The 13,008-nt window shown below is 33.4% G+C and carries 8 protein-coding genes; all 8 read right to left on the bottom strand.

The genetic code is table 11. The annotated features are described in order from the left end of the window. Nucleotides 1–62: 62 nt before the first annotated feature. Nucleotides 63–764 (bottom strand): class I SAM-dependent methyltransferase, encoded by a 702-nt coding sequence (locus RMO83_RS06105; RefSeq protein WP_310558783.1) that lies wholly within the window; start codon nt 762–764, stop codon nt 63–65. Between the two features lie 35 nt (nt 765–799). Continuing rightward, on the bottom strand, nt 800–1,927 hold the full coding sequence (locus RMO83_RS06100; RefSeq protein ID WP_310558782.1) for a glycosyltransferase: 1,128 nt from the start codon (nt 1,925–1,927) through the stop codon (nt 800–802). Beyond that, nucleotides 1,924–2,988 carry a glycosyltransferase gene (locus RMO83_RS06095; protein WP_310558781.1) on the bottom strand — a complete coding sequence of 355 codons (1,065 nt, stop codon included), beginning with the start codon at nt 2,986–2,988 and terminating at the stop codon, nt 1,924–1,926. Before RMO83_RS06095 ends, RMO83_RS06100 begins: the two co-directional genes overlap by 4 nt. A gap of 49 nt (nt 2,989–3,037) precedes the next feature. Next, entirely contained in the window at nt 3,038–4,099 is a 1,062-nt protein-coding gene (locus RMO83_RS06090; protein WP_310558780.1) for an acyltransferase family protein, read from the bottom strand. Further along, entirely contained in the window at nt 4,089–5,537 is a 1,449-nt protein-coding gene (locus RMO83_RS06085) for a lipopolysaccharide biosynthesis protein (protein ID WP_310558779.1), read from the bottom strand. Before RMO83_RS06085 ends, RMO83_RS06090 begins: the two co-directional genes overlap by 11 nt. Before the next feature lie 304 nt (nt 5,538–5,841). Then, complete coding sequence (locus RMO83_RS06080) at nt 5,842–7,053, bottom strand: DegT/DnrJ/EryC1/StrS family aminotransferase (RefSeq protein ID WP_310558820.1); 1,212 nt, start codon at nt 7,051–7,053, stop codon at nt 5,842–5,844. Between the two features lie 282 nt (nt 7,054–7,335). Continuing rightward, the gene (locus tag RMO83_RS06075; RefSeq protein ID WP_310558778.1) at nt 7,336–11,397 is read right to left on the bottom strand and encodes a T9SS type A sorting domain-containing protein; all 4,062 of its coding nucleotides are present in this window, start codon (nt 11,395–11,397) and stop codon (nt 7,336–7,338) included. A gap of 379 nt (nt 11,398–11,776) precedes the next feature. After that, a complete protein-coding gene (locus RMO83_RS06070; RefSeq protein WP_310558777.1) occupies nt 11,777–12,994 on the bottom strand; it encodes a family 1 glycosylhydrolase in 1,218 nt (405 codons plus the stop codon). Between the last annotated feature and the right edge of the window lie 14 nt (nt 12,995–13,008).

The following is a 13,008-nucleotide window of genomic DNA, read 5'->3' as shown; positions in this document are numbered from 1 at the left end:
TATTTTTCGAAAGTACTAAAACAAGATTCAATATAAATAATAGTTTTTTGAAGATTAATAATCTATTTTGTCAGAACCAATAGTGAAACTCCACCAAACATTCTTACTGCTAGGTCTTTATTAATTTTGTACAATGATTTATGTAAAACATAAAACATTTTTGATTTAATTGTTTTTCTTACAGATAAGTCAATAAACTCCTCGGTATAAAAGAAATCTATAATTTCATATCCAGAATCGACTAAGGTTGCTAAGGCGGTTTCCTTCATGAAATAATGCAAATGACCAACCGATTTGCGCTTAGCAATTAGGCCATTCTTCCCAATTTTCATCATCGTTATATCTAGTGGAATATGAAAAATGGTATTTTTCGCTTTACTTTTACATTGTTTCAAGAAACCCAAATAATCCTCAACATGCTCAAAAACATCCATCATCAGTAATAAATCATACTTTGAATTGTTTTCCAAAAAATCAGAATGTTCGAATGTTAACCTGTCTTTTTCTCTTTGTTTGGCTAAACCTATGGCATCGCCTGAAATATCATAACCTGTAAAACTTACATCATTTGGCATTGCCTGATGCAACTGATTTACTATTTCGCCTGCGCCACAACCTATTTCTGCAATCGATTTTGGATTTATAGGATTACGGCTCAGCATTTTCAAGATTTGTTTTGCTTTCCAAGGAGAATCTTCAATATGCCACGTAGGATTATTTTTTAAATATTCTCCGTTTTCCTCTGTATAGATTGTATCTATCATCTTTTTTGTATTTATTTTATTGGACCACTTTCTTTTTAGATAACATTACTTTTCAGTAATAATCTTTCATATAGGTCAAGAAGATTATTTACATATTGTTGCTCGGTATAATTATTCATTGCTTTTATAAATCCCATATTTCCTAAATTCGTTCTTAATTCCTCATCAAAACATAAAACATTTAATTTTTCTGCTATTGCATTTATATCAAATGGCTGTACTAAAAACCCAGTAATAGTATTGTCAACAATATATTTCATGCCTCCTACTCTTGTAGCGACTATTGGTAATTTACACAACATCGCTTCGGTTAAAACCAGTCCAAAAGCCTCATATGCAGAAGCTAAAACAAAAATATTCATTATCCTATAGTATAAAGCGACATCCGATTGGTATCCTGTAAAAATAACTTTATCACTTATTGTAAGCTCTTCTGAAAGTTTCTTATACTTCACCATTTCAGGTCCTGCACCTACCAACACTAATTTTGCATTTATTTGCGTTTTGCATACTATTGCAAATGCTTTAATTAAGTCAGAAAATCTTTTGTGTTCATCTAAAATCATTCTGCCAACGGAGCCTATAACAAAATCATTTGGGGCAATTCCCAATGACACTTTAAGTTTAGCTATTTCTAATGCGCTCACATCTCTTGGTAATACTACTCCATTATTTATTAAAATAATTTTGTGTTTCGGTAACTTCAAAGTGTTTTCTAGATATTGGACAACCGCTGGAGAAACTCCTACTACTGCATCCGATAATTTCGCAAAAAACCTCATTAACAAATTTGCTCTCCAAGACCTGTTCTTAGGATCCGATGTTTCTTCTATGATAACGATAGGAACTCTTTTGATAAAACCATTTATTGCTGCCATAGTAACTCCTTCAAAAACGGCTCCGTGAATAATATGAGGTTGGAAAGTGTTGATTGTTTTTTGAACCTCGCGATGCTTTTTATAATCAAAAATTCCTTTAAACTTTCCAATTGCAATAACTTCTACCCCAAATGATTCTATTTCCTCTTTTATTCCTCCTCCAGTATGTGTACAAATAATTTTAAGAAGGTATTTCTCTTTATCCAATAATTTACTCAAGGACAAGCGAAGTCGTTCCACTCCACCTGATCCCATAGTTTCTTGAATATGTAGTATTCTAATCACGATAATTCTTGGTAAAGATTTTCTAAATTATATCTATATTTTTGGCTTGTAAACCGATTATTTACAAAGTTTTTACCTTTGTTTCCAATGACTTGCAGGTCGCCGTATGGAGTTGCGATAAGCCCATTAATTTTAGTTACTAATTCTTCCTCATGGTTTGGATTAAATAACCAACCGGTTTCTTTTTCACTAATAAACTCGGGTATTCCTCCCACATTAGAACAGAGACAAGGAACCGCTTGCAACATCGCCTCAACTACAGCAATTCCAAATCCTTCAGACAGAGAAGGAAGAACAAAAAGATGTGCTTGTGCTAAAAAGTGTTCAGGATTTGAGACAAAACCTGTAATTGTAACTCGATTTTCTAGATGTAAACTTGCAATTAGCTGTTCTAAATTCCCTCTCTCTCGGCCATCGCCGACAAGTATTAATTTTGTAGATAAATCATTTAATTGCGAAAATGCTCGGATTAGAAGTTGATGATTTTTTACTATTTCCAATCTTCCTACGGTGACAATTGTAAATTCATTTGAAAGTACTCTCTTTGTTGTTTTTGGTTCACTTGCAGGATTATAGATTACAATCCCTTTCTGGTTTTTTATCTCGCGGCTGTCTATAAGGAAATTTTTGACCGCTTCTGAAACACAAATTACTTTGTTAGTCAACTTATAAAGATATTTGAAAATAATTTTAGCTTTCTTGGAATGTTTAGGTAAGCCTATTTCCTCTGCAATAATTACCTTAACTCCAGCCAACTTAGCAGCAATAATTCCGTGAAAATTAGCTTCAGCGGCTGCGGTGTGCACAATGTCTGGGTTTATAGCTTTAAACCATTTATAAAGCAACCAAATGTTTTTGACATTACTAACTTGAGGTTTTGAATCAAAAATTTTAACCTGAAATCCTTTTTCTAAAATATATTTTTCAGCATAGCCACCGTGACCTAAAGCAGCAAAAAAATAATCGTTTTTAAGTGCTTTACTTCCATCTTCAACAAATATAATGTACTTTCTTTCTTGACCTCCAAAATCTAATAAAGTAGTTAAACGAATAATTTTCATAAATACAAATCAAAATTGACACTCAAATAAATTGTCGATTACTAATACCTCATCCTGCAAGATTCCTTGTGAAATGGATTTTATTTAACGAATAAATAATTCCCAAAGACATCATTAAGCAAACTAGCGTTGTAAATGGAACTCCAATTATCGGGTTTATTAATGCTCCGTTTATTCCAATTTTATTCAGTACCATTAAAACTAGTATGTGAACAAAATAGATACCATAACTATATTTACTAATATTCATTCGAAGTTTTTTGAAACTATCGTATTTTCCACGCTGATTTTTAAAAAAGACAAACACACCACTCGAAAGTAGTAGTACATTTGGGGTTAAATACTCATAAAATGTTTTATCGAAAGTACCAGCTTTAATTGAAGCAAATGATGTGCCTACAATCGTACTGCTAATTCCTAATCCAATCATTATGATAGCCACAGTGTTTGCATTTACTTTTCCAAAATCACTTTTTAGGGACAAATAATAACCCAAAACAAGATACCCCATAAATCCTGAAAAATAGGACAAATTGAAATCGATTTTATATTTTGAAAAAATGGGGTAGTTGAAACAAACAATACAAGACCAAAGAATCAAAAAATATAAAATTTCTTTTTCAGTTGAGTTTCTAGCCCATCGTCCTAGTATTGGGATGAATAAATAGAGTCCAATAATCATGTAAACATACCAAAAATGAAGGTAAATACCATTTTGAATTACCTCATATAGGTACTGAATAGTTTTTAAAAAAGTAAATTTAAATCCTTTTGATACCTTAACAAAAACTAAAAATGCTACGTAAATACTTCCCCAAAAAACAAAAGGTAATACAATCCTTCCAACTTTCTTTTTGAGAAAATCACTAATTTCATAATCCCTTGGTAGCAATAATGCCCCTGTAATCATTACAAATATTGGAACACAAAAGCGAACGGAGCTATTGTAAACATTGCCAATCGTCCAAGAAATAAAGGATATGGTTCCAAATTTTGCTGTTATAGATGCTGAGACGTGTAAAAAGATAACACTAATTGTTGCTAAAACTCTTAAATTATCAATCCAGTCAAGTGGACTATTTGTGTTCGTCTGTGTGATTTTAGTTTCCATTTTTCAATAAATCTAGCAAATTATTTACAATGGATCTGTTGAAAAGAAAGGTCAAGCCAACATATAAACTCAATCCCAGCGCAATAGATAGGAGGAGATTTCCAAACTGTAAAAAAATAGATTGGAAACAGAATGTAAAAAGTATATACGCAAAAAAAACGGCTATAACTACTATACTAAGTAAGCGTACAAAACTAAATAACTGTTGCAAAAAATCAATTTTTAAATGCTTAGTGGCAAAAAAAGTAACAATGAAGTAACTAACAATAGCAGAGATTGAAATGGTATAAAGCAAATATTTGATAGGTAAACCCAAAAAGATTGTAGCTATAATAAAAAGAATAATTTGTATTTTATTGATAAATTCTATTTTTAATAACAATTTTGAACCACCAATTATATTTAAAACTGTTAAATTAAAACTACACACAACAGTAAAAATTCCTGCGACTGCAAGATGAAATAAAAATGGTGCGGCTACTCTCCATTTTTCAGAATAAAGAAAAACTATAATTTGTTCAGAAAAAACAGCAAGAAAAGTTAGGATAGGGGCAACTACTACTATCAAAACGGAAATAATTTGTTGGTATGTCCTTACTACTCGATCTTCGTCATCTTGAATTTTAGAAAAAATGGGGAGAAACAATTTGCTTGCAGGACCATAAATATTTGAAATTGGTAATTGTCTCAATGTCAGTGATTGTGTGTAATAACCAACGTTTAAAACATTATAATATTTGCCTATAACTATTTGATAGGCATTAGAAATAATTGCATTTAAAACTTCAACTAAAGTTAATTTATAGCCGAAATTAAAGTGATATTTAAAAAGTGATTTATCAAACACTAATTTTGGTTTCCAATCACTGAAAATCCAATGAAAAAGTGCCCAAAAAAAAGTTTGTGTTAGATACATCCAAACCAAACTCCAAACGCCAAAGTGAAGTAATGCCAAAATTATTCCTATCGCAGAGCTTAATATGATGGATGGGATTTTCATGAGGCTTTGTTGTCTGAAATTTAAATTTTTAGTCAGAATAGCCGATTGAACAAAAACAAAGGCTTGAAGTACTATTGTTATTGAAAAAACCCGGACTATGGATACTAATTCTGGTTTTTTGTAAAATTCAGAAATATACGGGGCTAAAAAGAAAATGATAGTATAGAGCACGCAACTCATCAGAATGTTTGCAAAAAAAACGGATGTATAATCCCTATCAGTAACCTCTTTTTTCCTGATTATAGAAATCTTCATTCCGCCATCGACAAGCACATTGGCTATTGTTATGAAAACAAACAACAATCCCAAAATCCCAAAATCAGCAGGGAATAATGTCCTTGCTAAAAGTATGTTTACAAAAAAATTGATTATTTGCCCACCAGATTGCTCTGCATAAGTCCATATAAATCCTCGGAGAGCTTCCTTTTTTAAAGACATTAACTGTTATTTTGAGCTAAGGTAAAAACAACTAATTTTATATTGATTCTCATTTTTGACTTTTTATTAAAATAGCTTCGCTAACGTCAATCCCATTTCTATAACAAACTATATTTCAGGAAATTTATATGAAGGTAACAATGCGCCATTGGTAATGCTATTTATCCTACGAAATAAATTAAGTAATAATTATTATCTAATATTATGTTCTAAAGTTAAGAGAAGTAAGTAAATAGTTCAATTTTGAATTGCTTTTTTCAATGTTGCTCCTTTTGAATTTAGGACTTTTAAACTTTCGACTTACTTAATTGGTTTCTAAACTTTTGTTTTTCAAAAAAAAATTTACGAGCATACTCTCTTCAAATAATCGTTCTCTTTTGGGGAAAAGTGACTTGATTTTAATTTTCTTTTTTGTTTTAAAAAGACTTTCGACAACATTCTTAATTCTTGCTTTGTCTTCTTCGGTAGTATTTGATCCAGAAGGCAAGCACAATCCTTTTGTAAAGATACTTTCGGCAACATTACTACCATAATAAGGAGAATCTCTGTGTAGTGGTTGCAAATGCAAGGGTTTCCACAGCGGTCTTGACTCGATGTTTTCAGCCTCAAACGCCAAACGCAAATCATTGCAATCTATTCCATTGGTCTCAGCCGGATTTATTGTTATTACGGACAACCAATGATTCGAAAAATAATCTTTATTAGGGGCTTCATACACATAAACACCAGGAATATCCTCAAACAATTGCTTATAAAAAGCCTGCATTTTCCTTCTTAAATAAACGTGCTGCTCTAAAACTTCCATCTGACCTCGACCTATCGACGCACTAATATTACTTAATCTATAATTATAACCAATTTGTGAATGTTCATAATGAATGGCGTTGTCTTTAGATTGTGAAGCTAGGAAAATAGTTTTGGACTTAATTTCCTCTGAATGACAAACTAAGGCTCCTCCACCAGAAGTAGTAATGATTTTATTTCCATTAAAAGATAAAACACTCAGGTCGCCAAAAACGCCACATTTTTGACCCTTGTACGAACTTCCTAAAGCTTCTGCCGCATCTTCCAATATTGGAATATCATATTTGTCAGCAATACATCGTATGGCTTCTATTTTGTATGGATTGCCATATAAATGGACTGTGATTATCGCTTTTGGTTTTTTACCGAGTTTGATTCGATCAATAATTGCCTCTTCTAGTCTAATCGGGCAAAGGTTCCAAGTATCTAATTCACTATCTATAAAAACGGGTATGGCATTAAGATATAAAATAGGATTAGCTGATGCTACAAATGTTAATGACTGACAAATCACTTCATCACCCGCTTGCACTCCGAGTTGAATCAATCCCAAATGAATGGCCGCTGTACCAGAAGATAATGCAGTTACATGTACATTATTACCTAAGTACGATTTTAAATTACTTTCAAATAAATCTATGTTTTTCCCAATTGGAGCAACCCAATTGGTATCAAAAGCTTCTTTGATATACTTTTGCTCATTGCCTCCCATATGAGGAGCAGATAAAAATATTTTTTTGTGATTGTTCAACTTGTATTGATTAGGATTTGAAAAATATCATCGATAAAATGAATTGTAAAAATAAATAAATACTCTTTAAATAAATTGGCAAACACTAAAATTAATCATTTAGTAACATACTTCAAATTACTTACTAATTCTTGCAATTAAGCGCACCTATAATTAGCCTAATAAAAGTTTTGCCTACTTTTTGTAAATAAAAAGGCCGCCAAAATTGGCGGCCTGATTACAGCTTTTGATTGGAATCAAAAGTTAGTTTTTAATTAATTTTTTAGTTGTTACTTCATTGTTTGAAGTGTTTACTAATCTAACAATATAGATTCCTTTTTTCAATGAAGAAACATTTTCGTTGATAGTATTTGAACTTGCTTGCAATTTAACCGCTTTTGGGCTAACTACTGCATTACCATCTAATGAATAGATTCCGATTTGAAGAACACCCGTTCTTGAAGCAGTAACATCAATACTGAATTCACTAGACACTGGATTAGGATATACCTCAGTTGAACTAATTGTGATTGCAGCCATTTTAGAAGAAGTAATAATAACCGGGCAAGCTGTACTAGCTAAGGTAATTAGCTTAACAAGACTTGAAGTTCCGCAAGCATTAAGTGCAGCCACTCGTACAATATTTGTTGTTTTAGTAGAAGGAACAAGAGCGAAATCAACTACAACTTCGTTAGTCCCTTGACCAGATACTATAGTTGCACCATCAGCCACTGTCCAAGCATAGCTAGTAGCTCCAATAACCATAGGAACTGAAATTGTTTTAGTTTCACATCGATTAAATGCAGTACCACCTGTAGCAGTACCTACTGATGGCATTAGCGTGGATAATACTAATGTTTTGTTCAACAAACTATTTCCAACTCCGTTTACAGATGCAATCACTAAAGATTTAGGAGCAGTTGTTGTAGCGACAAAAGCAGCAGGATACGTCACCGTAAATGTTAAGTCGGTACTAGCGAGTACATTTGACGTATTGCTCATATTGCTTGCTGATGTTACAACAGATCCTGTTGGAGCAGTAATCAAATACGAAGTAGCAAGTAAAGAAGGAGTCATAGTATAGGCGTAAGAACTTTCAGCACATACACCAGCAATTTGTCCTGTTACAATAGTTACTGCAGCAGGAACAGTTGCAGTCAATTTCAACAATTTAGCCGTAGAAGTAGTAGCAGGAACAAGAGTACCATTAGTACTAGTATTTGAAGAACCTATTCCATTTACTGCTTTAACACCGATGTATAAAGATGTTGTTCCAGGAGCAACATCTGCAAAATTTACAGTGATTACATTTGAAGTAAGGCTAGATAATGCATTAACTCCAGCTGGCAATTCCCAAGAGTAAGAAGAAGCCAAAGCAGAAGGAGTAGCAGTCAAGGTAAATGGTGTAGTTGTGCCTACAAATTTACTGATTACTGTAACGGCAGTACTGGTACTAACCGCATCGTTCGTCATTTTTATAACTGAAGGTGCAGCAGGTAAAGTTGCTTTCAAAGTCAACAATTTAGCCGTAGAGCTTGTAACAGGATCCACAGCAGTAGCGTTAGAAGTCAAAGAAACACCAACACCATTAATAGATCTAACACCTATTCGCAATACATTTGTCGAAACTGGAACAGCCGCTGTTGTCATGTAATTATAAGTATTACCACTAGTTACACCAGCGAAGTTTACAGATATTACGTTAGATGTTGTAGTTGTAATAGGGAAAGCTGGATCAACAGTAAAACCGTTTACTTGTGTAAACGCGGCACCTACAGCATTAGCTCTGAAAACACCAACAGAACCATCTTGAACACTGGTAGCAGTAGTATTAGTAGATGATGTAGCCATATAACCTCCGACAGGAGCAACAAGCGCATTATTTGTAAGTTTGCCACCCACCACAAATCTTGAAGCCGTAGCAATTCTAACTCCAGAAGTATATAATGTAGATACAACTTGGAAATATTGATTTCCTACTGCAGTCGGTCTACTACCTGGCACTGTAAAAGGAAAAACACTATAAAAAAGAGTTGTAGGATTAGGATTAGTTGTAGTTGAAGGAACAACTGTACCCAAATTCAACAAGTTTACGCCCGTAGGCAATTCCCATACATACGCTCTTGCAGCAGCAACAGGAGTTGCAGTAAGCACTAACGGAGTTGTTTGACCCATATACTTAGCAAAACTAGTTACAGCAGGAGCTATACCGGTTGTAGTAGGTATTGGCAATAAAGCATCGGTCATTTTGATAGCTGCAGGAGCAGCAGGTAAAACAGCAGTGATAGCTAATACTTTCATAACGCCAGGACAACCACCACCATTTACTGCTTGTACGCCAATATTACCAATTTTCAATAAACCAGAGGCAACGTTGTTATAGTTTACAACAACAGTGTTTGTTCCTTGACCAGAAATAATATTAGCTCCTAATGGAACTGACCATAAGTAAGAAACAACACCTACTTCAGAAGAAGCTGGTACTGTGTAAGTCAATTGAGTTGTAGTTCCTACATAAGGACCAACAGCCGCAGTAGCGACAGCACCACCATCAGTCAATGTACTGGTGATTGTTCCTAAAGCAACAAGCGGAGATGGTGTAATTTCAACTGTTATTGTAGCAGCAGCACTTAACACTCCGTTAACATCAACTTCACGAACATAATATTTTTTTGAACCTACAACTGAAGTAGCAGGAACAGGAGCAACCGTATAAGGCGCAACATTCGTATCAACAGTAGTTGTTGGAGGATCAGTTTTATCTGCTGTCAACGGAATAGTAGCAGTTGTAAACCATCTTAATGACACTCCATTTGAAGTTAAATTTGCGTTCAATGCTGGTGCAACCACCCCTTTACAATACGTTTTATTACTTACACCAGGAGCTGCTCCTACAACAAGTAATCCAAATAACGATGGATCAGTAAAAGCAGCACCCGTTTTAGCATCTGCACTTGATGGTCTGTAATCAATATTTACTGTATCTGAATTGTCAGTAATGGTTTTGTAATTTTGAGCATCGGTCGCGTCATAAGCACGTTCTAAAATACCCGTGTTTGAAACGATTGTTTTGTTGTCTTTTGCAACCTCATCAAACCAAGTAACCATTTCTGCGTTCGTTGGACTGGTAGAAGTAGTAGCATTAGGTGCTAAAAAACGAGTAGCAGCAGGCGAAACTATGATGTTGTTTCTGAATTTCAACAAATCACCACCAGTAGTATTAGCTGCATATCCGTTAGACAAAGTAGATTCTATCACTAATCCAGTTTTGAAATCAACGAAGATAGAGTTGAACACTTTCAATTGAGAAGCTCTTCTTAAACGTAATGCTTTATCATGAAGTGAATTTAATGTTCCACCGTTTGGTAATGTATAACGACTGTTTGCCCCAATACAAGTGTAATTAGTAAACACAGCAGAAGTAAAATCGCCATAAGCAACAGCAGTTGCAGTACCAGCTGCATTGTTATCAGATTCGAAACATTCTGAGGTAGAGATATCAGCATTGTTAGGATCTTTGATTGACAAACCATACTGACAAATTCCTTTATATCCGTTATCAGTATCAAAATCATCATCTAAACCATTGAAAGCCACAAGGTGCTTACAATCTACAGAACCTCCGAACCATTCGAAAGAATCATCATTAGAGTAGGACACTTGAACATAGTCTATCGTAGTACCTTTTCCTACAGCACCCATAGTCAAACCATTTAGTTCATTGTTTGGAGCAAAAACATAACCAGCGTACTCAATTCGTACATATTTCAATGTTCCAGAATTGTCATTATCGTCAGGAGTAAGACCACCACCAAATTCAGTATTTACGTTTTGAGAGATCCCTTCGATATAGTTTACACCATTGTTTAAATTGTATCTTCCTTTACCCAAAAGTACAATTCCTCCCCAATCTCCTCTTTGTCTTGAACCAGCAGCAGCTTTAGAAGTAAAAACGATTGGTTCTGCAAGAGTTCCAATAGCATTTAATTTAGAACCTCTAGTGATTACCAAAGCAGCAGCAAGAGTTTTTGTTCTGATTACAGTACCCGCTTGGATAGTCAAGGTAGCATTGTTTCTTACAGTGATAAGTTTCGTCAACTCATACACTTTGTCTTTGGTCCAAGTTACATTGGATGTAATATCCGCAGTAACTGCTGTTGTCACATTGCCGTAAACAGCATTGTTAGGATCGAAATTTGTCCAACCGTTTGTCCACATTGCTGTTGGAGCTGGAGCGAAAGCACCTCTGTAAGGTGTTTGCTGAACTTGTGCCATTGCAAAGCTGCAAACTAATGCGAACATTGCAATTAAATAATTTTTTTTCATTGTTTAGATTGTTTTTTGTTAAACAGGACAAATTTATATCTAAGAATGAAATCGAATGCAAAGTTAAAATTAAATAAATAAAACGTTTAAGTAAAGAGATTGTTACCAAGATTAACAAATAGTTTACAACGTAATTTATTACACCTTTTTTTTCTTTTTAGTACCATGTATTCAGTTATTAAAAAGGTTGTTTGAGGTTTTTTTATGATTACAATAGCTAGTTGCCAGAACATAAAAAAAGAACTAAATTTTTTTTTAAATTTTTCTAGTACTAATCAAGAATTGCAATTAATTCCGTCGATAAGTTGTGTAGTTGTTTCAATCAAAAATGAAAAATACAAAAAGAAAGGCAAAACTTACTATTTAAAAAATATTTTATTTAGGTAGATACAAAATAACCATTGACCTTTCCGCCAGTTTGATTCGCAAGCGCAATTTGTTGTAAGAAGGATAAAATATTACATTCGCTTTTAATATCTATGTTAGAATTCAAACTATTCTGATCTTCAGTAGAACTAAGAATTTCGTTTAGAAAAATTTTTTTTACTCCTTCGTACTTGCTATACTTTTTAACTATAAGATAGGTTAATTCACGATAAATCTGAGGACTAAAATGATTTTTTTTAATTCTAAGTTTATCATATTGAACAATTTTAGCATTTAAATACGGAACGAATAAATTATGAGATACTACTTCTCTGGTGCAATTTTGTAAACCAATAAAATCAAAATCAACTTGAATTAAATCATCATCTCCAGGCAGCGTATATTTAGAAATACTTTTTAAAAAAGGTAATGTTTTTATAGGATATCCCAATCCAAGTGCTGGTTCGATGAATACGCGATTTAACAATGCGTCTATTCGCTCTACCGCTTTTAAATCTTTATCATTGTAAGAAATGGGAATAACATAGTTACACGAAAAAAAAGTTCCAACTTGAACTTCTTTTTCTATTTCTTTTATTTTTCTAACACTAATCGATTGGCAAAGTAGGGTATGATGTAAAGACGATAAAAAGGTATGTATACTATTTTTTCCCGAAGGATACATCTCTAAAAAGTTACTCGCACCAGTAAATACCGACGGCTCGTTAAATACAATCCAATGGTTTACTTTTCCTTTAAATGCATTTACGCAAACGTGTACATAGTTTTCAAACCAAGTTAACATTTCACGATTTGACCAACCTCCTTTACTTTCTAATGCCTTTGGTAAGTGTGAATCATAAAGAGTTACAAAAGGAATAATTTCATTTTCTACACAAATGTCAAGAATGTCATTGTAAAATGCTATGGCCTGGCTGTTGAGTTTTCCAATTCCTTGCGGCAGAATTCTGGACCAAGACAAAGAGAATCTAAAATTACAAACCTCAGATTGTTTAATTAATTCAATATCTTGTTTGTAACGAATTAATTCGGCTTTATAAACAGAAACATAATCCTCTGAAGGCGGATTGATAGTATTACAAAATAATGTGGAATCTATTGTTTTATTTATATTATATTGAATAGAAGACGACATTCCCAAAAAAAAGTCCGTTCCAAAATTGTGTGAACTTATAAGCGATAAATTCCTTTCTAAATCTTCTAGCCCCATTTAAAACAATTAAA

Origin of the sequence: Flavobacterium sp. (genome assembly GCF_031423415.1) — a bacterium.
GTDB lineage: Bacteria > Bacteroidota > Bacteroidia > Flavobacteriales > Flavobacteriaceae > Flavobacterium.
The sequence above is the reverse complement of the archived record's forward strand: the minus strand, read 5'-3'. Positions and strand labels throughout refer to the sequence as shown.